19 protein-coding genes are annotated in these 22,631 nt (G+C 63.9%); 10 read left to right on the forward strand and 9 right to left on the reverse strand.

The window, feature by feature from the left end; all coding sequences use genetic code 11:
* Positions 1-37: 37 nt before the first annotated feature.
* Together clpB and IYY11_RS17920 are read right to left on the reverse strand one after the other, a co-directional pair.
* A complete protein-coding gene (clpB, locus tag IYY11_RS17915; protein ID WP_196405107.1) occupies positions 38-2,662 on the reverse strand; it encodes an ATP-dependent chaperone ClpB in 2,625 nt (874 codons plus the stop codon).
* A gap of 177 nt (positions 2,663-2,839) precedes the next feature.
* A complete protein-coding gene (locus tag IYY11_RS17920; protein WP_196405108.1) occupies positions 2,840-3,250 on the reverse strand; it encodes a hypothetical protein in 411 nt (136 codons plus the stop codon).
* A gap of 94 nt (positions 3,251-3,344) precedes the next feature.
* Here IYY11_RS17920 and IYY11_RS17925 point away from each other — a divergent pair, with 94 nt between their 5' ends.
* A complete protein-coding gene (locus tag IYY11_RS17925) occupies positions 3,345-4,115 on the forward strand; it encodes an MOSC domain-containing protein (RefSeq protein ID WP_196405109.1) in 771 nt (256 codons plus the stop codon).
* On the opposite strand, the gene IYY11_RS17930 is transcribed toward IYY11_RS17925, so the two are convergent.
* The 3 genes from IYY11_RS17930 to htpG form a co-directional block, all read right to left on the reverse strand.
* A complete protein-coding gene (locus IYY11_RS17930; protein WP_246720067.1) occupies positions 4,112-5,020 on the reverse strand; it encodes a DUF4167 domain-containing protein in 909 nt (302 codons plus the stop codon). The genes IYY11_RS17925 and IYY11_RS17930 overlap by 4 nt on opposite strands.
* A gap of 495 nt (positions 5,021-5,515) precedes the next feature.
* Positions 5,516-6,415 (reverse strand): peptide chain release factor N(5)-glutamine methyltransferase, encoded by a 900-nt coding sequence (gene prmC, locus IYY11_RS17935; protein ID WP_196405111.1) that lies wholly within the window; start codon positions 6,413-6,415, stop codon positions 5,516-5,518.
* 2 nt (positions 6,416-6,417) lie between these two features.
* Positions 6,418-8,328, reverse strand: coding sequence for a molecular chaperone HtpG (gene htpG, locus IYY11_RS17940; RefSeq protein ID WP_246720068.1), 1,911 nt, complete (start codon positions 8,326-8,328; stop codon positions 6,418-6,420).
* 470 nt (positions 8,329-8,798) lie between these two features.
* On the opposite strand from htpG, the gene IYY11_RS17945 reads away from it, so the two are divergent.
* Positions 8,799-9,209 carry a DUF2794 domain-containing protein gene (locus tag IYY11_RS17945; RefSeq protein WP_196405113.1) on the forward strand — a complete coding sequence of 137 codons (411 nt, stop codon included), beginning with the start codon at positions 8,799-8,801 and terminating at the stop codon, positions 9,207-9,209.
* Positions 9,210-9,239: 30 nt separating this feature from the next.
* On the opposite strand, the gene IYY11_RS17950 is transcribed toward IYY11_RS17945, so the two are convergent.
* Entirely contained in the window at positions 9,240-10,484 is a 1,245-nt protein-coding gene (locus IYY11_RS17950) for an FAD-binding oxidoreductase (RefSeq protein WP_196405114.1), read from the reverse strand.
* A gap of 92 nt (positions 10,485-10,576) precedes the next feature.
* On the opposite strand from IYY11_RS17950, the gene purB reads away from it, so the two are divergent.
* A complete protein-coding gene (purB, locus tag IYY11_RS17955; protein WP_196405115.1) occupies positions 10,577-11,920 on the forward strand; it encodes an adenylosuccinate lyase in 1,344 nt (447 codons plus the stop codon).
* On the opposite strand, the gene IYY11_RS17960 is transcribed toward purB, so the two are convergent.
* Entirely contained in the window at positions 11,874-12,350 is a 477-nt protein-coding gene (locus tag IYY11_RS17960) for a DUF2721 domain-containing protein (RefSeq protein WP_196405116.1), read from the reverse strand. The two genes, purB and IYY11_RS17960, sit on opposite strands and share 47 nt — an antisense overlap.
* Before the next feature lie 89 nt (positions 12,351-12,439).
* Positions 12,440-13,594, reverse strand: coding sequence for an AAA family ATPase (locus IYY11_RS17965; protein WP_196405117.1), 1,155 nt, complete (start codon positions 13,592-13,594; stop codon positions 12,440-12,442).
* A 92-nt stretch (positions 13,595-13,686) separates the two neighbouring features.
* Here IYY11_RS17965 and ccmI point away from each other — a divergent pair, with 92 nt between their 5' ends.
* The 7 genes from ccmI (at position 13,687) to IYY11_RS18000 (ending at position 21,914) form a co-directional block, all read left to right on the forward strand.
* Entirely contained in the window at positions 13,687-14,802 is a 1,116-nt protein-coding gene (gene ccmI / locus IYY11_RS17970; RefSeq protein ID WP_196405118.1) for a c-type cytochrome biogenesis protein CcmI, read from the forward strand.
* A 57-nt stretch (positions 14,803-14,859) separates the two neighbouring features.
* Positions 14,860-15,297, forward strand: coding sequence for a cytochrome c maturation protein CcmE (ccmE, locus tag IYY11_RS17975; RefSeq protein WP_196405119.1), 438 nt, complete (start codon positions 14,860-14,862; stop codon positions 15,295-15,297).
* A 166-nt stretch (positions 15,298-15,463) separates the two neighbouring features.
* Positions 15,464-17,431 (forward strand): heme lyase CcmF/NrfE family subunit, encoded by a 1,968-nt coding sequence (locus IYY11_RS17980; RefSeq protein WP_196405120.1) that lies wholly within the window; start codon positions 15,464-15,466, stop codon positions 17,429-17,431.
* 128 nt (positions 17,432-17,559) lie between these two features.
* Positions 17,560-18,018 (forward strand): cytochrome c-type biogenesis protein, encoded by a 459-nt coding sequence (locus tag IYY11_RS17985; RefSeq protein ID WP_196405121.1) that lies wholly within the window; start codon positions 17,560-17,562, stop codon positions 18,016-18,018.
* Positions 18,019-18,088: 70 nt separating this feature from the next.
* On the forward strand, positions 18,089-20,368 hold the full coding sequence (locus tag IYY11_RS17990; RefSeq protein WP_196405122.1) for a pentapeptide repeat-containing protein: 2,280 nt from the start codon (positions 18,089-18,091) through the stop codon (positions 20,366-20,368).
* A 96-nt stretch (positions 20,369-20,464) separates the two neighbouring features.
* Complete coding sequence (locus IYY11_RS17995; protein WP_014890291.1) at positions 20,465-20,716, forward strand: zinc-finger domain-containing protein; 252 nt, start codon at positions 20,465-20,467, stop codon at positions 20,714-20,716.
* A gap of 13 nt (positions 20,717-20,729) precedes the next feature.
* The gene (locus IYY11_RS18000) at positions 20,730-21,914 is read left to right on the forward strand and encodes an FAD-dependent monooxygenase (RefSeq protein WP_196405123.1); all 1,185 of its coding nucleotides are present in this window, start codon (positions 20,730-20,732) and stop codon (positions 21,912-21,914) included.
* Here IYY11_RS18000 and IYY11_RS18005 read toward each other — a convergent pair.
* The gene (locus tag IYY11_RS18005) at positions 21,911-22,498 is read right to left on the reverse strand and encodes a TMEM175 family protein (protein WP_196405124.1); all 588 of its coding nucleotides are present in this window, start codon (positions 22,496-22,498) and stop codon (positions 21,911-21,913) included. The two genes, IYY11_RS18000 and IYY11_RS18005, sit on opposite strands and share 4 nt — an antisense overlap.
* Positions 22,499-22,631: the final 133 nt, after the last annotated feature.

Raw genomic sequence — 22,631 nt, forward strand, 5'->3', positions numbered from 1 at the left:
TCCCTCTCCCGCGAAGCGGGGGAGGGTTGGGGAGGGGTTACGCGTTCCCCACCGTGCGCAGCAGCGGCGGCGCGACATTTCGATGCGCCGCCTTGCCGTCGATGATGAGGCCCGAAGCGTCCGCCGAAACTTCGACGCTCGCGCCGTCGACGATCTCGCCGGCCAGGATGCGCTCGGCGAGCGTGTCCTGCAGCTCCTTCTGCATGACGCGCTTCAAGGGCCGCGCGCCATAGGTCGGGTCGTAGCCCCTGGCCGCCAGCCAATCGCGCGCCTTGGCGTCGAGGCGCAGCGTGATCTTGCGATCCTCGAGCAGCTTCTGCAACCGCTTGACCTGGATGTCGACGATGGCGCCCATGTCCTCGCGCCGCAGGCGGTTGAACAGGATGATCTCGTCGACGCGGTTCAGGAACTCCGGCCTGAAATGCGCGCGAACGACCTGCATGACTTCGCTGTGCACGGCGGAGGAATCTTCGCCCTCCTTCTGCATGACGAGGAATTCCGAGCCGAGATTCGACGTCATGATGATCAGCGTGTTCTTGAAATCGACCGTGCGGCCCTGGCCGTCGGTCAGGCGACCGTCGTCGAGCACCTGCAGGAGCACGTTGAAGACGTCCGGATGCGCCTTTTCGATTTCGTCGAAGAGCACGACCTGATACGGCCTGCGGCGGACGGCTTCGGTCAACGCGCCGCCTTCCTCATAGCCGACATAGCCGGGGGGCGCGCCGATGAGCCGCGCCACCGAATGCTTCTCCATGTATTCGGACATGTCGAGCCGCACCATCGCGGTCTCGTCGTCGAAGAGAAACGCCGCGAGCGCCTTCGTCAGCTCGGTCTTGCCGACGCCCGTGGGGCCAAGGAAGATGAAGCTGCCGATCGGGCGGTTCGGGTCCTGCAGTCCGGCGCGCGCGCGGCGCACCGCGGTCGACACGGCGACCACCGCGTCATGCTGGCCGACGACACGCTTTGCGAGTTCGTCCTCCATGTGCAGCAATTTCTCGCGTTCGCCCTCGAGCATCTTGTCGACCGGCACGCCGGTCCAGCGCGAGACGACCTGCGCCACGTCATTGGCGGTGACCTCCTCGTCGACGAGTGTGTCGGCTTCGCCTTCCGTCTCGCCGAGTTTCTTTTCGAGATCGGGAATGACGCCATAGGTGAGTTCGCCGGCGCGCTGATATTCGCCGCGCCGCTGCGCCTGCGCGAGTTCGTTACGCGCCGCTTCAAGCTGCTCCTTGAGCTTCTGCGCCGCGCCGAGCTTGTCCTTCTCGGCTCGCCAGCGCGTGGTGAGCGCCCCCGATTTCTCTTCGAGGTCGGCAAGCTCGCCTTCGAGCTTCGCCAGGCGATCCTTTGACGCGGTGTCCGTTTCCTTCTTGAGCGCTTCCTGCTCGATCTTCAACTGGATGATGCGCCGATCGAGTTCGTCGAGCTCCTCGGGCTTCGAGTCGATCTGCATGCGCAGGCGCGACGACGCCTCGTCGATGAGGTCGATCGCCTTGTCGGGCAGGAAGCGGTCGGAGATGTAGCGGTTCGACAGAGTCGCCGCGGCGACGATCGCGCTGTCGGTGATGCGCACGCCGTGATGGAGTTCGTATTTCTCCTTCAGGCCGCGCAGGATCGAGATCGTATCCTCGACGGTCGGCTCGTCGACGAAAACCGGCTGGAAGCGTCGCGCCAGCGCCGCGTCCTTTTCGACATGTTTGCGGTATTCATTGAGCGTCGTCGCGCCGACGCAATGCAGTTCGCCGCGCGCCAGCGCCGGTTTCAGCAGATTGGAGGCGTCCATCGCGCCATCCGCCTTGCCGGCGCCAACGAGCGTGTGCATCTCGTCGATGAACAGGATGATATTGCCTTCGGCGGCGGTGACTTCGTTCAGCACCGCCTTCAGCCGCTCCTCGAATTCGCCGCGATATTTCGCGCCGGCGATCAGCGCGCCCATGTCGAGCGCGAGCAGCTTCTTGTCCTCAAGCGACTCCGGCACGTCGCCATTGACGATGCGCAAAGCGAGACCCTCGACGATCGCGGTCTTGCCGACGCCGGGCTCGCCGATGAGCACCGGATTGTTCTTGGTGCGGCGCGACAGCACCTGAATGGCGCGGCGGATCTCCTCGTCGCGGCCGATCACCGGATCGAGCTTGCCCTCGCGCGCCGCTTCGGTGAGGTCGCGGGCGTATTTCTTCAGCGCGTCATAGGCGTTTTCGGCGGACGCCGAATCCGCCGTGCGGCCCTTGCGCAAATCTTCGATCGCGGCGTTCAGAGTCTGCGGCGTGACGCCGGCGGCGGCAAGAATTTTCGCGGCCTCGGAGTCCTTCTCCATCGCCAGCGCCAACAGCAGCCGCTCGACGGTGACGTAGGAATCGCCCGCCTTCTGCGCGATCTTCTCGGCGTTGTCGAAGAGGCGCGCGGTCGCCGGCGCGAGATAGAGCTGGCCGGCGCCGGCCCCCATCACTTTGGGCAATTTCGCGAGCGCGGCCTCGGTTTTCGCCAGCGCCTCGCGCGAGCGGCCGCCGGCGCGGTCGATCAGCCCGGCGGACAAGCCCTGCTCGTCATCAAGCAGGACTTTCAATATGTGCTCGGGCGTAAACTGCTGGTGGCCTTCGCGCGTCGCCATCGACTGCGCCGACTGAACGAATCCGCGCGCGCGTTCGGTGTATTTCTCAAAATTCATTTTTAGCCCCTCTGACCAGGAGGCGGCCCTTTCTTTTAAGCGGCGCGCCTCGCGTCCAAAATTTCTCGTTCAAGGCCCCTTGCGGCTGCCCTCGTGGTCGATATGGGAAGGGCTGCACGAGGTTAAAGGGGGTGCGGCGCGAAAGCGCGGACTCGACCGCAAGCGAAGATGCATCGATTAACCGCGCCTGTCCGTCCAAACCGCGCGCCATCCGCCATAGAGCGCGAGGGCCGCGAGCGACAGCGTCATCGCATAGACCAGTCCCGAGGCGATGAACCCAGCGATGGGACTGCCGTACATCGCAGAAATGTCAGGCGGCCGCTGCTCGGCGGCGGGGCTCAGATGCGCGAACCACAGCGCCACGGCGCCAAGAACGCCGATGACCGCCCAGAACCCCGCGCCGATCTTGCCGCGGAAATAGAAATACAGCGCGGCGCCCGTGAGCGCGTATTTCACCGAAAGAAAGGCGGCGGCGATCGCCCATGCCCTTGGTTGCGAGAAATCGTCGCGCAACAGGTGGTCGAGATCATGCGCGGCGGAAAACGCCACTGCGGCCAGAACGAGGACCGTGAGCGTCTTGTCCGGCATGGCTGGCTCTCCTTGCGAAACGGCGGCGCTGTTTTCGTGACGGCTGGGGAGGTGTAGGCAATTCGCCTCGACTTGTCACCGAACAGGGACGTCCATGCGACTCGCCTCTCTCTACCGCTATCCCGTCAAGGGCCTCTCGCCGGAGCCGCTGGACGCCGCCGATCTGAAGACTGGGGATTACTTTCCGGGAGATCGGCTGTTCGCGCTGGAAAACGGCGCTTCAGGCTTCGATCCCGCGGCGCCCGAGCATCAGCCAAAAATCAAATTTCTGATGCTGATGAGGAACGGCGGGCTCGCGGGTCTTGCGACGCGCTACGATGACGCGACAGGCGTATTGACGATCGCCAGGGCAGGGCGCGAGGTCGCGCGAGGGGATTTGCGGTTCGCCGAAGGGCGCCAACCCATCGAGGCCTTCCTGACTGGCTTTCTTGGGCCCGAAATCCGTGGCCCCGTGCGGCTTCTGGCGGCGCCCGACGGCTTTCGCTTCACGGATTCGAAGTCGGGATTCGTCTCACTCGTCAATTTGGCGAGCGTTGCGGCGATTGCGCAGGCGCAAGGCGCCGCGCTGGATCCGCTGCGGTTTCGCGCCAATCTCTATGTCGAAGACATGGACGCGTGGGCCGAAGCGGCGCTCTTGGGGCGAACCCTGTCGATCGGCGGCGCCCGGCTCGAGGTGCTCAAAATGACCGATCGCTGCGCGGCCATAGGCGTCGAGCCGGGCACGGGGCGACGCGACATGGATCTCGTTCAAACGCTGCGCCAGAACTTCGGCCACATCGATTGCGGCGTTTACGCGCGGGTGATCGCGGGTGGCCGGATCAAGGCCGGCGACGCGATCAGCTTCGACCCCGAAGCTTTCTGCTAGAACCGATCGGGCTCCAGCGGAAGTTCGCCCACCTGCGGCGATTCATCGTCCCGTGCGCCGCCAGCGACGTCATCCATCGGCGGGCGCGGGCGCCGGCGCCGGCGTGAACTCAAATGATAATTGACTCCGCCCTCGTTTTCACGCGGCGCATTCTCGCGCTCGAGAACGGGTTCCGCGCCCGCGCCCTCGCTGGGAACAGCGGCGCGCGCCACTGGCGCGGTGATGAATGAAGGAAGCGCCGTCCCTGGTTCGCTCTCGGCCGCGCTGGCCTCCGGGCGCGGCTGAAAGCGGCGGTCGCGACCGCGCTCATATCCCTGGTGGCGAGGACGCTCGCCGCCTTCGGCGTTTCGGTCCCGGTTAAACGGCGGTCGTTCCGGCCGCTGCTGCCGTTCCGGACGCTCCACGCGCTCGCCGGCGCGCATCTCGCCGATCGGGCGCTCCTCGAAAGGCTGGGGCTGCGGCTGCGGCTGCGAGAAATGCGGCTGCGGCTGTGGTTGTGGTTGCGACGCGAAGGGCGGCGGCGGCTGGAAAGCCGGGGCTGGGAGCCGTTCGGCAAGCGGCGCGAAACGGTCCGGAAGCGGGGCGAAATCGTCGTCGTCCTCGGAAGTGTCGACTTCCGCTTCCAGCTGCGGGCGCCCATAGCCGTTGACTTGCTGTTGCTGCTGCGCGGCGGCGATCAGCCGGAAATAGTGCTCCGCATGCTGCAGCAGGCTCTCGGCCATGATCGTGTCGCCGGAGGACTGCGCGTCGCGCGCCAGCTGAAGGTATTTTTCGGCGACATGCTGAGCCGTGCCGCGGATCTTCACGTCGGGGCCATTCGACTCATAGGACCGTGTAAGCGGATTTGGCCCTTTGCGGTTGTTGTTGGGCCGTCCGCGCATTCTCTTGTTTTGCCCTGGTCTCATCAAACTCCCCGAAATCTTGCTGCGCTCGGCCCCGCCTGCGCGGCGTTCCCAATAACGTCGCCGCTAAATTCCTTCGCCCGGCGCATGCGCGAACGGACAGGCGACAGCAATCCGTTTTCGGACCTCAAGCTTCGATAACGCTGTGCGCGAGTCGATTTTCCTCAAGTCGGCGCCAATCGGCGGCCCCACGTAGCTTTGCGCCAATTCCCCTCAGCGCAACGGCTTGACGTCCAACGCGATTGCATGCCTGCCTGCCGGATCGCAACGCTCCCGACAATCGAAGTGGTCTTCACTCCGGCGCTTTCATGTCGATTTCGACGTTGCTCCTGGCCGGTCGTTTCGGGCTTCCGTTCGCGAAGCGGAGCCAAAGCGTTCGAGTTCTTCTCGAAGTCGGCGATCGGCTGGACCTGGGGATGACTATAGTGGAGGGGGTGGCCGGCAACAAGGCCGAGCGCGGCGAGACGAGCCAAAAAAGCGGGTACTGTCGCCAATATGTCACGGCATTGGCGGGCCAAGCCGCGCCGCCACGACCCTCTCGTGGCCCCCAACGTCGCGCGCCACACGCTCGATGTTGAAGCCCTGGGCCTCCAACAGCGCGGCGACGCCGCCAGCTTGATCGAAGCCGACCTCGAACAGGACGACCGTGTCCTCGTCGATCAGCCGCGGCAGGTCGCCGATGATCTCCCGATATCGCTCGAGCCCGTCGGCGCCGCCGTCGAGCGCCAGCGCCGGATCATGGAGCCGCACCTCGGGATCGAGCCCTGCAATATCCTCGGTGCGCACATAGGGGGGATTGGACACGATAAGGTCGAAACGCGCCTGGAGCGCCTCCGCCCAGCGGCCGCGCACAACCGCCGCGCGGTCCGACAGGCCGCAACGGGCGAGATTTGCAGCGGTCGCCGCGCAGGCGTCCTGCGAGAGATCGACGGCGAGGGCGCGCGCCGCCGGAAGCTCGCTGAGGAGCGCGCAGGCGATAGCGCCCGAGCCGGCGCCGAGATCGAGAATCGAGAGCGGCGCGTCGCGCCTGTCCGCAACGACGCGCAGCGCCGTCTCGACCAGCGTTTCCGTGTCGGGCCGCGGATCGAGCACTGACGGCGCGACGGCGAGGTCGAGCGTCCAGAATCCGCGCTCTCCAAGAATGCGCGACACCGGCTCACGGGCGGCCCGTCGCGCCGCGTAGCGGGAGAGGGCGCGCGCCTCCTCGTCCGAAAGCGGCGCGCGCGGCGTCATGGCGAGTTCGAGCCGCGTCAGCCCCGTGGCGGCGCGCAGCAGGGCGCGTGCGTCCTCCTGCGCGTCATCGACCCCCCGCGCGCCAAGATAGTCCGCAACTGTCGCGATCGCCTGGGCGCGCGTCAGCGGATCGCTCGTTGCGGCTTTCCTCGCGCCCAGATTCATCTCTACCCCCGGCTGGCGAGAAGCGCCGTCAGTCTTTTCGCGAAAGCCGCTGCGTCGATGGGATGCTCGCCGTCGGCGACGCGGGCGAGATCGAGCAGCAGGAACTGCTCGTCGCGCGCCGCTTCACGCCCCTTTGCGCGCAACGCCGTCGCCAGCGCAACGATCGCTTCATGCCTCGGGTTGATCTCCAAAACCGGCTTTCCGAAGGCCGCCTGTTGTCCATGTTCGGCCAGAAGGCGGGACAATTGGCGATCGAGCCCGCTGTCGGGAGCGACGAGGCAGACGGCGCTGTCTGTCAGACGCGTCGAGGCGCGCACGTCGTCCACATATTCGGCAAGCGTCTCCTTGAGGGCCGCCAGCAGGTCGGCGACGTCGGCCGGCGGCGTCGCCTCCGTCTTGGCGTCCTCGACGAGCGCGATCGAATCGATGTCGGCCTGGCCCTGCGTGACGGATTTGAACGGCTTGCCTTCGTAGCCGAGCGCGCTCGTCACCCAGAAGGCGTCGACGGCGTCGTCGAGAAGCAGCACTTCGACGCCCCTCGCGCGGAATCCTTCAAGCTGCGGGCTGGCGCGCAGCCGCTTCATATCGTCGCCGACGAGATAATAAATCGCCGTCTGATTTTCCCTCAGATCGGCGACGTAATCCTTGAGCGTGCGGGTCTGTTCCTCGGATTTCGTCGAGGCGAATCGCGCAATTTCGAACAGAGCGTCACGGCGGCTCGGGTCTTCATGCAGCCCTTCCTTGAGCACGGAGCCGAAGTTCTTCCACACGTCCGCGAATTTTTCGGGCTCGGCGTCGGCGAGCTTCTTGAGTTCCTGCAAAATGCGGGTCGCGATGGCCTTGCCGATCGCGCCGGCGACCGGGCTTTTCTGCACCATCTCGCGCGAGACATTGAGCGGAATGTCGGCGCTGTCGACGACGATTCGCATAAACCGCAGCCAGGCGGGCAGCAGCTCCATGTCGCGCGAGATCAGCACGCGGCGCACATACAGCTTGGATTTGCTCTTTCGCGCCGGGTCGAAGAGATCGAAGGGCCGCGCCCCAGGAACGAAGGCGAGCACCGTATATTCGGTGCGTCCTTCGGCGCGCCAGTGGGCGATCAGCGCGGGCTCGTCCAGCTGACCGGACAATTGCCGGTAAAAGTCGACATATTGCTCATGCGTGATGTCGGACTTGGGCTTCGTCCACAGGGCGACGCCTTCGGCGATTCGCCGAGGCTCTTCGCCCGGCGCCGCGATGAGATCAATCGGCGCGGCGATCGCGCCCGAGTGCTCGCACACCACGCTTTCAACCCGCGAGCCGTCGAGAAATTCATCGCTGTCGGCGTTGAGATGCAGCGTGACGCGGGCGCCGACGGCGGGCGCCTCTTCGAGCGGCAGAGCCGCGATCTGATAGGAGCCCTTGCCGTCTGAACGCCACAGCCAGGCCAGATCCTCGCCGGCGCGCCGCGTCGCGACCTCGACGTGGTCGGCGACCATGAAGGCGGAATAGAAGCCGACGCCGAACTGGCCGATGAAGCCGGCGTCCTTCTCCTTCCCGAGTTTGTCGAGAAAGGCGCGCGTGCCCGAATTGGCGATGGTGCCGAGGGCGCTGATCAGCTCCTCGCGCGACATGCCGACGCCATTGTCGGCGACGGTCAGCGTGCGCTTCTCCTGATCGAGTGAAATCGTAACGAGCGGCGCGGCGGCTTGCGTGGCGAGTTTTTCGTCGGAAAGCGCCTCGTAACGCAGCTTTTCGCAGGCGTCGGCGGCGTTCGAGACGAGTTCGCGCAGAAAGACGTCGCGCTCCGAATAGACGGAATGCGTCATCATCTCGAGCAGCCGCGCGACGTCGGCCTCAAAACCGAAATTGGCGGCGGGTTGCGGATCGGCGGCGGGAGCCGCCGCGTCGACGGATGCGGCGTCGTCGGTCATGTTCTCTCCAATGAATACAAAAAGAGAAGGGGCGTCGCGGGCGACGCGACTGCGGCTCCTGAATTCGTCATTGATGAGGAATTTGCAAGAGGCTCGCCGGCTCGCCGGCCCATCGCGCCAGCTAAAGCTGGATTGAGCCAAAGCTAGACGAGCCGGCGCGGGAGCGAAACTCCCGGCCGGCCCGACCATCGCCACGACCTCTAAATCTCTGAACCGCACGCCTTCGGGGGGCTGGGGGGCTGACGAAACCGAAAACGCGTGGCCTCGAGCTGTCGAGGCAATGAACCTCATTTTGGGCGGCCCGTTTGGCTGGCAAGGGGCGCCATGCCGGCGAAAGTATGATTCTTCCCAGCCAAATCTTATCATCGCGCACGGACGCGAAGATTCTCGTCGTAAACCAGTCATTAAGTCTTGCCCGGCGCATCCTTGCGGGCCAACATGGTTAAGAGAGGTCGAGGAGAACGGGACGCATGGCGGAGTCGGAGACGACGGAGCCCAGCCGGGTTCGACCCGCGCTCGTCGTCGTGAACGGCGCTTCGCCGGACGCGGCGTCGGGAGGTCGGGGAGACAAGCGCGGCGTGGCGGTCTCGTTCAGCCGCCCGGAACTCAACGTCATCTTCAATCTTTACGGCGCGAAAGTCGCGCAGGGGGAATGGCGCGACTACGCCATCGACTTCACGCCGGCCAAGGCCGTGTTCTCCATTTTCCGGCGGGCGAGCGAGGCGCCGCTGTATCGAATCGAGAAGGACCCGGCGCTGGCGCGTCGGCAGGGCGCCTATGCCGTGATCGCAGCGACGGGGCTCGTGCTTCGGCGCGGACATGATCTCGCGCGCGTGGTGAGGGTTTTGGATCGCGCCTTAAAGCTCGTCGGCGCGGAATAGCCTCGCGGGAGTCCCACAAACCACCCCGGCTCAGAATCGATCGGCCCGATACGGCGCGGGATCGATGAAGGGCTGTTCGCCCGTCATCATATCGGCGAGGAGCCGGCCGGACACCGGCCCAAGCGTCAGCCCATGATGCGCATGGCCGAAATCGAACCATAGGCCGCGATGACGCGGCGCCGGACCGATAATCGGCAGCATGTCCGGCAGGCAGGGCCGCGCGCCGCGCCAGGGTTCGGGGTCCAGCCGTTCGGCGAGCGGAAACAATCGCCGCGCCGTCGGTTCGCAAACCTCGATCTGCACCGGCGTTGGCGGCGCGTCGCGGCGGGCGAATTCGGCGCCGCTCGTCAGCCGGACGCCGCGGCGCATCGGCGCCAAAAGATAACCGACGTCGGCGTCGAGGATCGGATGATTGAGCTTTGCGCCGTCCTTGGCGGCGTAATGCATATGGTAGCCGCGCTTCCAGCCGAGCGGAATCCGATAGCCGAGCGGTCCGTAGACGGCGTCCGACCAGGGGCCGAGCGCCACGACCGCGGCGCCGGCGACGAGCGGCCCTTGCGCGGCCTCGACGCGCCAGCGCCCGTCCGGCTCTTGTGAAAGGCTGCGCGCGTCGCCGGCGAGCAATCGCCCGCCACGTGCGACAAACAGATCGGCATAGGCTTTCGACAGAGCGGCGGGATCGATGATCGCAGCGGTGTCACGGTAATGGATACCGCCCATGATCGGCGCGAGATCGGGCTCCAGCGCCGCGACCCCGGCCGAGTCGAGCGTATCGATATGCAGATCATAGGCGCGCAGCCGCTCCGCGTCGGCAAGGCCGGCGGCGAGAGTCCGCTCGCTGCGATGCAGCTTGATCCAGCCGGTTCTGCGCAACAGCTCGCCGGCGCCTGCCTGCTGGATCAGCGCCTCATGCTCGCTCAGGCTGTGTTCGATCAGCGGGCGTCGCGCCTCAATATTTCGCTGCACCCTCTCTGGCGCGCTCTCGCGCCAATAACGCAAAAGCCAGGGCCCCACCGCCGGCATTGCCGAGACGTGATAACGCGCCTCCGGCAGAAGGTTCAGCGCATATTTGATGAGTTTCGCCGGATCGCGCGGGAACAGATAGGGGATGAGGGAAGAACGTTCGATCAGGCCGGCGTTGCCAAAGCTCGTCTCCTGTCCCACAGCGCCGACGCGATCGATGAGCGCGACGTCGCGGCCGCGCGCCTGCAGATGCAGCGCGGCGCTGACGCCGACGATTCCGGCGCCAAGAACGACGACATCCGTCGACTGCATGAATCCTCCAAGCTGGTCGCCCCATATATGGACTTTGATGCAACGCGCATGCTAGCGCCTCTCTTCTTCCACAAATTTTCAGGGCGCGCCGGATGATCCCCCGCTATTCCAGACCCGAGATGACCGTGATTTGGGAGCCGCAGACGCGGTTTCGCATCTGGTTCGAGATCGAGGCCTACGCCTGCGACGCGCTCGCGGAGATCGGCGTCATCCCGCGGGAGAGCGCCAAGGCGATCTGGGACAAAGCGGATTTCGTCACCTTTGACGTCGCGCGGATCGACGAAATCGAGCGGGTGACGAAACATGACGTGATCGCCTTTTTGACCCATCTCGCCGAATTCATCGGCGCCGAGTCGCGCTTTGTGCATCAGGGCATGACGTCCTCAGATGTGCTCGACACCTGTCTCGCCGTGCAATTGTCGCGCGCCGCGGATCTCTTGATCGCCGACGTCGAAGCGCTGCTCTCCGCGCTCAAAACGCGCGCTTTTGAGCACAAATACACGCCGACGATCGGCCGCTCGCACGGCATTCACGCCGAGCCGACGACCTTCGGGCTGAAACTGGCGCAGGCCTACGCCGAATTCACCCGCGCGCGGCAGCGGCTCGTTGAAGCGCGCAAGGAAATTTCGACCTGCGCGATTTCTGGCGCCGTCGGCACCTTCGCCAACATCGATCCGCGGGTCGAAGGCTATGTGGCGCATAAGATGGGACTGACCGTCGAGCCGATCTCGACGCAAGTCATTCCGCGCGACCGCCACGCGGCGTTTTTTGCGACGCTCGCCGTCGTGGCGTCGTCGGTCGAACGGCTCTCCATCGAAATCCGTCATCTTCAGCGCACCGAGGTGCTCGAGGCGGAGGAATATTTTTCCCCCGGGCAGAAGGGCTCGTCCGCCATGCCCCACAAGCGCAATCCGGTGCTGACCGAGAATCTGACCGGCCTTGCGCGGCTGGTGCGCGGTATGGCGATTCCCGCCATGGAAAACGTCGCGCTCTGGCATGAGCGCGATATTTCGCATTCGTCCGTCGAGCGCATGATCGGGCCCGACGCGACGGTCACTCTCGACTTCGCGCTGGCGCGCTTGACGAACGTCATCGACAATCTCGTCGTCTACCCCGAAAATATGCGCAAGAATTTGGAGAAGCTCGGCGGGCTCATTCATTCGCAGCGCGTGCTTCTGGCGCTGACCCAAAAAGGCGTCTCGCGCGAAGACGCCTACGCCATGGTGCAGCGTAACGCCATGCCGGTCTGGCATCGGGCGTTCGAAGGACGCCCGTCGCAAGAAAATAATCTCGATGGCGATTTCCGCACCCTGCTCGGGCAGGACAAGGATGTAAGCGCGAAACTATCGCCGTCAGAGTTGGACGCGCTCTTTGACCTCTCGTACCACTTCAAACACGTGGACGTGATTTTTGCGCGGGTCTTTGGGAAGGCATAGCGCCGCCGCTAATCTCCAGATATGCAAGCTGCAATTCTCTCGCGAAGGCGACCAGCGCGGCGGTGAAGAGCGCCATCGCCACGGCGAACAGCAATCCCGCGCCATACTCGTGGCGCACATGAAGGTAAGCCGCCCCGAAGCTGACGATCACGAGAACGCTCGTCACGATGCAGCTCGCCACGCCCCAATACATCGCGTAATGCATCAGCAAGCCGCGCTTTCTGAGGATCGGCAATTCAGCTTTCAGCTGGGCGTATTCGGCGCTGTCTGCGTCCATCCCGGCGATGCTTCTCGAACGATCGACGATGCGCTCCAACCGCGAGACGAGCACCGACAAGAGCTGCGCCTCGGCTGCAAGCAGAAAAGCGGGGCCAGTGACCTGCGAGATGACGTTGGAAAGCTGTTCGATGGAGGGCGTGTTGATGAGCATGAGGGTCTCGGAGAAAGAGGGTCTCGGAGCATGAGGTCTCGCATGAGGATCCAGCGCAGTTCCGATTAGGCGCGCCCGCCAGTCAAGCGCTACCGTGACGGCCAGCGCCATTTTGGCGACTCATGTTCGGGCGCGAGGGTCTCGCCCAGACGCTTCTCTAGCGCGATTTCGACGCAACAATGGTCTTTTCTCAGTTCCGAGACCAGCTGGGCAGAGTGCGACACGACGAAAAGCTGCGTCTTGTTGGAGACCTTGCGCATCAGCCGCGCCAGCGCGCCGATGAGATTGGGATGGAGGCTCGCTTCAGGTTCGTTGAACACCATCAGCGGCGGCGGGCGCGGCGTCAGCAGCGCAGCGACGAGCAGCAGATAGCGCAGCGTGCCTTCCGAGAGTTCCGCGGCGCGTAGCGGCCGAAGCAAACCGTGCTGGCGCATCAGCGTCTCCACGTAACCGTCCGATGCCGAAATATTGATCGTGCTGGATGAAAAGGCGTCGTCGATCGTCTCTCCCAGGCCGTCCGCGTCGCCAACTTCCAGAATGGTTGCGAGCGCCGCCGCGAGGTCTGCGCCGTCATCGGCGAGCGCGGGGGTGAAGGTGCCGATCTGCGGGCGTCGCGCCGGCGCTTCGCGGTCGGCGCGCAGATTGTCATAGAAGCGCCAGCTCCGCACCGTCTCACGCAAGATTGAGAGGTCATAGGCTTCGCGCAGGTCGGCGCAGTGCGTCATCATGCTGTCGACGCCGGCGAGTGAAGCCGCGGCCTGCCGCCATTCGCCATTTTCCCCGCGAATGCGTGCGCTCGGTCCCCGTCGCTCGGCGAAAAGATTAGCATGGCCGAGATATTCTCCGGTCCATTGCGCCTCGAGCTTGATCTGCGGATCGAGCGGGAAGGCCTCCGTAGCATTGGAAGTTGGACCGAGGTCGATCGCATAACCATAGGTCTTCGAAGCGAAGCCGAGCTTCACCGCCTTTTGCGACTGGCGCGCCAACGGCTCTATCGGCGTTTCGCCTGCTTTCATGGCGCGGGAGAATTTCTCTGGCCCAGCCCGAAGCGTCGAATTCAGTCCGCCCTCCCGGGCAAGGGATTGGATGATGCGCCCCTGCGCAACATCGGCAAGAAGGCGTAGCGCGCGATAAAGGCTGGATTTGCCGGCGCCGTTGGCGCCAGTCACGATGGTGAGCCGCCCCGGCGCAAGGACCAGATCGCGAATCGACCGATAGCCGGAAATTGCAAGCCGCGTGATCACCGAGCCTCCCTTGGGGCGAATATCCGATGGACGGGCGTGCAGGGGCAATGGCCGCCCTTCCAATAGGGAGCGCAAAGCCTTAAAGAGCGGGCATGATCTGGCTTATCTTCGCCTTGCTGACCGGCGCCGCGGTGATGGCGGTGCTGGCGCCGCTCGCCATGCGGAATGGGGCGCAGGATGAAAGCGCCGCCGACGTCGCCTTTTTCGAGGAGCAGATCGCCGAAATCGCGCGCGAGCGCGAGGAAGGTCGCCTCGACGCAACGGACGCTGAGGCCGCGAAGACCGAGGCGGCGCGCCGTCTGTTGCGCGCGGAAGCCGCGCCAAAGGCGCGGGTCGTCGCTTCGCGCAAACTCGCGCTCGGCGCGGCCCTCGCCGCCATCGTGGTCATCCCCGCCGTCGCGCTGATGCTTTATGCGCGGCTCGGCCATTCCGACATTCCGGACATGCCGCTGACCGCGCGGCTCGACTCCGCGCCGGACCGCAACGACCTCTCCGGCGCCGTCGCGCGCATCGAACAGCATTTGCGCGAGCATCCCGAAGACGGCCGCGGCTACGAAGTCATCGCGCCATATCTGCTGCGCACGGGGCGCGGCGAAGACGCCGTCCACGCCTATTCGGAGGCGCTGCGACTTTTGGGCGCAACCGCGGCGCGACATGCGGCGCTCGGAGAAGCGCGCGTCGTCGTCGCTCAAGGCGTGGTGACGCCCCAAGCCAGGAACGATTTCGAGGCGGCGCTCGCGCTCGACGCGGCGGCGCCCGAGGCGCAGTATTACCTCGGCGTGGCGGCGGCGCAGGCCGGCGAGAAGGACAAGGCGATCGCAATCTTTTCGAAGATGGCTGCTGACGCGCCCGCCGACGCCGCTTATCTGAAGGCGGTCAACGCCCAGCTCGCCATTCTGCGCGGCGAAGCAAGCCCGCCGGTCGTCGCGCGCGGGCCGTCGAGCGAGCAGGGCAAAGCGATCGCGGCGATGCCCGCCGACCAACGTCAGGAGATGATCCGCGGCATGGTGGATCGGCTGGCCTCGCGGCTCGAATCCAAGAGCGACGACGTCGAGGGATGGCTAAAGCTCATTCGCGCCTATAGCGTCCTCGCCGAGACCGAAAAGGCCAGAAAGGCCGTGACCGACGCGCGCAAGGCGCTCGCCAGTAAGCAGGACGACATGGCTCGCATCGAGGCGCTGGCGAAGGAGCTGAATATCGGAGGCTAGACGTTTTGCCTCTTCGCGAGAGCGGCCCTGCGGGGCCGTATGGGAGCGTTCAGAATAATGACGCGTAAGGGAAAGCGGCTGACGTTGATTGGCGGCGCGATGGCGGTTCTTGGCCTCGCCGCCGGGCTTATGCTGTTCGCGCTTCGCGACAATATCGTGTTCTTCTACACGCCCTCGGAGCTTGCGAAGAAGCAAACGGCCTCCGGCGCGCGGCTGCGCATCGGCGGTCTGGTGAAGGAAGGCACGGTGGTCAAGAATGGCCAAGATGTGAACTTCACGGTCACTGACAAGACGAGCGATCTTGCGGTGTCCTACACGGGCCTGCTGCCGGATCTCTTTCGCGAAGGGCAGGGCGTCGTCGTTGACGGCGTGCTGCAGCCCTTCGGCGGCTTTCGCGCCGACAGCGTGCTGGCCAAGCACGATGAACGCTACATGCCGCGCGACGTGGCGGACGCTCTAAAGAAGCAGGGCGTCTGGCAGGGAGAGACGAAGTGATGGGCGGCTGCCGTGTTCATACCTCCCCCTTGCGGGAAGCGAACGGGTGGGGGGCGATTTCACAGTCCCTCTGCGAGATCACCCCACCCCGAACCGCGTCGCGGTTCGACCCTCCCCGTCAAGGGGAGGGATATGCGCCCTTTCTTGCGATCCTTGGAAGGTCTGCATGATCGTTGAAACCGGACATTACGCGCTTGTCCTCGCGCTCGCCCTGGCGCTGGCGCAATTCGCCATCCCCTTCATCGGCGCGCGCTTGAATGACGCCGCGCTGATGCGCGTCGCGCGCCCCGCGGCGATCACGCAATTCCTGTTCGTCGCGCTCTCCTATGGCGCGCTGACCTACGCCCATGTCGTTTCCGACTTCTCGCTCGTCAACGTGATCGAGAACTCGCACTCGCTGAAGCCCTTCATCTATAAAATCTCCGGCGTCTGGGGGAACCACGAAGGCTCGATGCTTCTGTGGGTGCTCGTTCTCTCCTTTTGCGGCGCGCTGATCGCGGTTTTCTCCAACGCAATTCCCGACCGGCTGCGCGCCGACGCGCTCGCCGTGCAGGGGCTGCTCGGCGCGGCCTTTCTCCTTTTCATTCTGCTGACCTCAAATCCGTTCGCGCGCGTCGCGCCGGCGCCGTGGGAAGGGCGCGATCTCAACCCGATCCTGCAGGACCCGGGCCTCGCGATCCATCCGCCGCTGCTCTATCTCGGCTATGTCGGCTTTTCGATCGTGTTCTCTTTCGCCGCCGCCGCGCTCATTGGCGGACGCATCGACGCCGGCTGGGCGCGCGTCATTCGCCCCTGGACTCTCTTCGCCTGGATCGCCCTGACGCTCGGCATCGCGATGGGGTCGTATTGGGCCTATTACACGCTCGGCTGGGGCGGCTTCTGGTTCTGGGACCCGGTCGAGAACGCGTCGCTGATGCCCTGGATCGCCGGCACGGCGCTTGTGCACAGCGCCGCCGTGATGGAAAAGCGCGAGGCGCTCAAGGTCTGGACGATCTTTCTCGCGATCCTCGCCTTCTCGCTCTCTCTGCTCGGCACGTTTCTCGTGCGCTCCGGCGTGCTGACGTCGGTGCATGCCTTCGCGAGCGATCCCGATCGCGGCGTGTTCATTCTGGCCATTCTCGGGTTCTTTATCGGCGGCGCGCTGGCGCTCTTCGCGTTGCGGGCCGGCGCGCTGCCCGTCGGCGGCCTGTTTTCGCCCATCTCGCGCGAAGGCGCGCTCGTCCTCAACAATCTGCTGCTTTCGGCGTGCTGCGCCACCGTCGTCGTCGGAACGCTCTATCCGCTGGCGCTGGAAGCGATCACCGGCGAAAAGATTTCCGTCGGCGCGCCTTTCTTCAACACCGTGCTGGTCCCGATCGCGCTGCCGCTCGCCTTGCTGATGCCGATCGGCCAGATGCTCGCCTGGAAGCGCGGCGATCTCGCCGCCGCTTTGCAGCGGCTGCGCATCGCCTTCATTGTCGGCGTCGTCGCGACGGCGGCTTTCGGCGCCTGGTACGGAACGCCCTTCCTCTCCATCGTTACCGCCGGCATCGCGATCTATCTCGTCGTCGGCGCTTTGAGCGATCTCGCGCTGCGCGTGCGGGGAAGCTCGGGGCGCGCGAGCCTGAAGCGGCTCGCCGGGCTGCCGCTGTCCGTCTTCGGCACGTCGATCGCTCACGCCGGCATGGGGCTGACTCTGCTCGGCCTCGCCGCGACCGGCTGGGGCGTCGAAACCATCGTCGCGATGAAGCCCGCGAGCTTCTACGACGTCGGTCCCTATCAGATCGGCATCGACTCCGTTTCGCCGCGCCAGGGACCGAATTATTCGGAAGTCTATGCGGTGATGGCGGTGCGCAAGGACGGCGCGACGCTCGCGACGATCGAACCGGCCAAGCGCTTCTATCAGGCGCGGCGCATGGCGCGCTCGGAGGCGGGCATCGTGACGCTCGGGCTCGGCCAAGTCTATGCGGCGATTGGCGACTCTCATGAGGACGGAACGATCGACGCGCGGCTGTATTGGAAGCCGCTCGTGACGCTCATCTGGATCGGCGCGCTGATTATGGCGATCGGCGGCGGGCTGTCGCTCGCCGACCGGCGCTTGCGCATCGGCGTCGCCCGCCGCGCCGCCGCGCCAGCCTTGGAGCCGGCGGAATGAGCGTCGAAGCCCCCTCCCTGTCCCTCCCCCGCTGTCGCGGGAGAGGGGACCCTAACGATCGGTATTTGTCGGATGGCGAGAAATCGCCGAATCTGGCTCCCTCTCCCGCGAAGCGGGGGAGGGTTGGGGTGGGGGTCTTCATCGCGCTCGTTCTCTTCCCCCTGACCGCTTACGCCGTCACGCCGGGCGAAAGGCTTGCCGATCCGGCGCTCGAAGCGCGGGCGCGGGCGATCACCACGGAGCTGCGCTGCCTCGTCTGCCAGAACCAGTCGATCGATGATTCCGACGCCTCGCTCGCCAAGGATTTGCGCGTGCTCGTGCGCGAGAAGCTCAAGGAGGGGATGAGCGACGCGCAGGTGCGCGAATTCGTCCATGCGCGCTATGGCGATTTCGTGCTGCTCCGCCCGCCGGTGAAGCTCGGCACGCTGCTGCTCTGGGCCGCACCGCTGATCGCGCTGCTCGCGGGCGCCGCCGCCATCTGGATGGCGGCGCGGCGACGGGCAGGCTTCCCCGCCACGCCGGCCAAGGCGCTCAGCGAAGAAGAGCGCGCGCGGCTGAGGGCCCTCGGCGTATCGGACCGCGATTAGCGCTTCGCGAAGATTGCTTTTTTCCGTCCACCAGGCACAAAATGGCCTTCTTTAATAAGGGGTCATTTCAATGCCCGACAGATTGCCCTTTCTTAAGAGAGCGCAAGATCATCAGCGCCAATCAGAAAAATCGCTGGTTTTGCCCCCAATTGCCTCAGAAGCCGATGATCTCAAGGCGATTAAGAAAGCAGTGGAGGATGCAGCAGCTGTCAGTGGAGCGCTTTGGATTTCCTATCTCTTTGTTCTTTTTTACCTGGCCCTCGCAGCAGGCGCGGTAACCCACGTCGATTTGCTGCTGGAAAGACCAATAGACCTACCATTCTTAAATAACATTAAGCTTCCGCTGCTCGCCTTTTTCATACTGGCGCCCCTGTTGTTCCTGATCAGCCACGCTTATACGATGGCGCACTTCGTCATGCTTTCCGACAAAGCGAAACGGTTTCACAAGCTACTGCGGGAGCAAATCAAGAGCGGCGACAGTCATTCCGCGCAGGAGGCGCAGGCACATGGAATTCGCACCGGTCTGCGACGGCAGCTGCCGAGCAATATCTTTGTGCAGTTTCTCGCCGGCCCGGACGACTTTCGCGAGGGTGCTTTCGGATTGCTATTGAAATCTATTGCCTGGATGACGCTAGCCATCTTGCCAGTCGCATTGCTTGTGCTGGTACAGTTACAGTTTCTACCATATCACGACTGGCGAATCACCTGGCTGCATCGCTTCACGGTGCTTGCCGATCTTGGGCTGGTTTGGTGGCTCTGGGTGGAAATTCTCGCTGCGAGGGACGCCGAAACTAAGCAATTGCATTCACGCTTCTCTTTAGCCGCATTCAATCCATTTCAACGCCGAGCAACAGATTTCAGGATGTCGAACGTTCGGTCCGCTGCGTTAATGAGCGGAGCCGTCAGCGGGCTTGCAATATATTTCTCGTGGATAGTTGCTACCTTCCCGGGAGAATGGAAGCGCTATCCATACGCATGGTTTGCGATAATCGAACCCAAGGCAGCAACAAACTTTATATTTGGAGAAGTCCGCGCCATGGACGGGCTAACGACTGGAAGTTGGCCTTTAAATACTTTGCGGTTACCCGAGTTTAACCTTTATGACGCGTTAGATATGGATCACGAAAAACTGGATAAGAAAGAGCATTCTATCAGCCTTCGAGAGAGACACCTAGAGTATGCGGATTTCCTGGCGGCGGACTTCGGTAAAGGCGCAGATTTCCGTTGGGCAGACCTTGAAGGCGCATACTTAGTGGGGGCAAAGCTGACAGGGGCAATGCTCAGCTTTGCAGACTTAACTGGAGCTTCATTGGCTGTTGCAAAATTGCAAGGGGCACATCTAAACTTGGCCACAATTCAAGTTGCTTCGCTCGCTTCCGCTCACCTTGAGGGTGCCTTCCTAAGCGGAGCGCACTTGGAGGGTTCCCAACTTAGATATGCTGATCTTCAAGGCGCTTTGCTGTCAACAGCTCACTTACAGGCTGCGTCGCTTGAAAATGCAAATCTAAAGGGAGCAATTTTGCATTTCTCTGAATTGCATGGAGCATCGCTCGACAATGCTCAGCTTGAAGGTGCCTCTTTAGATAGCACACAACTTCAGGGAACCTCGCTAGTCGACGTTACTTTCAGGGCTGCTTCGTTACAGTCCCCTTATTTTTGGCGGGCCAATTTCGGAGAAAAATTTAGTGGCAAAGAACATGCGCCTATGCAGCTTAACAATCCGGATTGGAGTTCGGCGCAAATGGATGGCTCTCTGTGGAGCAGAGCGTCCTATACAGATTTGAAAGCCTTAATAGAAGGCTTTCCGGAGGGAAGAGTACGAACGGAAGCGCTTTCACGAATTGCTTGCCTCGCTTATAGCAATACTGACGAAAAGTGTCGCTATGCCCAATCGCCCGCGGCCGTTGCAAATTGGCAAGGCGAACTGAATAAGGCCCGGGGACCTGATCGTGAGAAGGCGGTGGGCGATATACTGCATGATCTCATTTGTGTTCGTGACGTAAACGCCATTTTCATTCTGCGAGGGCTTTTGCGAGACTCATATCGTGGCTTGTCTCAGATCGCAGCTGCCGGCGAAGGCGCTCTAGAACTAATCCAACTCATTCTGAACGGTAATCAGAATGGGGAGTGTCCCGTTTCAGCTCAATTGACGTTCGAAGACAAGTTGCAGTTATCAAAGCAAAAGGAAGAGTTGGAAAAACAGAAAAGGAAAAAACTGGACGAGGTAATGCTCCAACGTTCAACAGCGCCGAAAATACCTCCTGAGCCGGAGATATCTCCGCCGCCAGTTGACGAATTGTTTGGGGACCGAAGCAGAAAAACCGGAACACGTAAAGTGGCTCCCTTTTAAAAAACGAAACTGCTCGAACCCCTATCCAACGCACGCCCGCTGGACTATAGGGGCGGGACAGTTCCCGCCGCCCCGGCGCCTCTCAAGGAGCGGATCATGGCCCAGCATTACACGCCCCATTTCCACAATCAGCCCGGCGTCGCGCAGATCCGGATCGGGGCCAAGGAATTCATGTGCATCGGGGCGCTCCCGCCCTTCGACCATCCGCATGTCTATCTCGATATGGGCGCTGGCTCGGAGGCGATCTGCCCCTATTGCTCGACGCATTACGTCTACGACGCGGCGCTGCGCGGCGGCGCCGACCCGGCCGAATGCGTCTATCGCATCTCTGAAGACACCGCCGCCTGATAGAAGCTCGCGGGTGAACGCGCCGATCGTCATCGCCGGCGCGGGCATTGGCGGCCTCGCCGCGGCCCTGTCGCTGGCGCGCGCCGGCAAGCGCACGCTGGTCCTCGAGCGCGCGGCTCGGATCGAAGAGATCGGCGCCGGATTTCAGATCGCGCCGAACGCCGGCCGTATTCTCGCCAAGCTCGGGCTCGAGCCGGCCCTCGCCGCCGTCGCTCTGGAGCCGCAGGCCATCAATATTCGCCGCGGGCGGGACGGCGCCGTTCTGGCGCGGCTTGATCTTTCCGCCGCAAGAACCCGCTGGGGCGCGCCGTTCCGGCTTTTCCACCGCGCCGATTTGCAGGGCGCGCTGCTGCAGGCGGCGCTGGACAATCCGCAGACGCATGTCCGCGCCGGCGCCCGCGTCGGCGATTTCGAAGCGACCGCCCGAGGCGTTCGCATGCGCGTGCACACCCAGGACGGCGTCGAGGAAATCGAGGCGGCGGGCCTAATCGGCGCCGACGGCGTGCGCTCGAGCGTGCGCGGCCATCTCGTCCCGTCGGAGCGCGACGCGCCCGCCTATTCCGGCTGCGTCGCCTGGCGCGCGACGCTGCCCGCCGACCGGGTTCCGGCGGCGCTGCGCGTGCGCGAATCGCATCTCTGGCTGCTGCCGGGCGCCCATGTCGTGCATTATCCGCTGCGCGACGCCTCAATGATCAACGCCGTCGTCATCATCGAAGAGCCGCTGGAGGCGGAGGACGCCGGCTCAAGCCTGTCGCTTGACGGCGCCGCGCTCACGCGCCGACTCGCGCCGCGTAAAATCGCGGCGGAACTGCGCGACTTGATCGAAGCCGGCGCCTCCTGGCGCCACTGGCCTTTGTTCACGCGGCCGGCCCTGGAACACTGGACGCAGGGACCGGTGACGCTCCTCGGCGACGCCGCGCATCCGATGGTCCCCTTTCTGGCGCAAGGCGCGGCGCAGGCGATCGAAGACGCCGACGCCTTGGGCGAATCCTTCATGCGACTGGGCGCGACGGTGGAAACCGCCTTCGCCGCCTATGAGGGCGCAAGGCTTCCCCGCGCCGATCGGGTCGTGGGCGCGTCTCGTCGCCAGGGCGGCTATTTCCATATGCGCGGACTGCCGGCCGCGGCGCGCAATCTTGCGATCCGCGCGCTCGGCGGACGCGGCATGCTGGCGCGGAACGCCTGGCTGTATCGTTAGCGTTCGCGCTTCTCGGTAAGAACGCGCTCGATTCTCGGATCTGGCGCAAGCCACATCAGCGCCACGAGCACGTAAATCGCCAGCGAAATTCGTGGATCAATCAGCGTCAGCCCGATGGCGAGAAGATAAAGCACCACCGAAATCTTGCCTTTGACGTCGACGCCCAGCGCGCGCGCGAGCGTCGACTCGGGTCCGTGCGTCTTCAGAAGCATTCGGCTGAGGATGAAATAGGCGATGGCTGGCGCCAGCAGCGCTGCGCCATAGACCGCGACCGTCGCTCCAGCAAAATGGTTCTCCGCCATCCATGCGCTGGCGAAGGGAATGAGAGACAGCCAGAACAGCAAATGGATATTGGCCCACAGCACCCGGCCCGTCACATGCGACGCCGCCTGCAGCAAATGATGGTGGTTGTTCCAGTAGATGGCGATATAGGCGAAGCTCAAAACATAGCTGAAAAACACCGGGGCGAGCTGCGCGAGCGCCGCGAAGCTCGCCTCATGCGGCGGCTTCAGTTCGAGCACCATGATCGTGATGATGATCGCAATGACGCCGTCGCTGAAGGCTTCAAGCCGCTGCTTCTCCAAAGGTCTGCTCCAAGGCCGATTGTTTTTTCCGACGCTATACGCATTCGCGCGGGAATGCGCTCGCCCGTTTCCTGCTCGCCAACCGGGCGTCAGCCGGTCTCGCAACGGTCCCATTCCTCGGCCAGTGCGTAAA

Origin of the sequence: Methylocystis sp. H62 (assembly GCF_015709515.1) — a bacterium.
Classification (GTDB): domain Bacteria; phylum Pseudomonadota; class Alphaproteobacteria; order Rhizobiales; family Beijerinckiaceae; genus Methylocystis.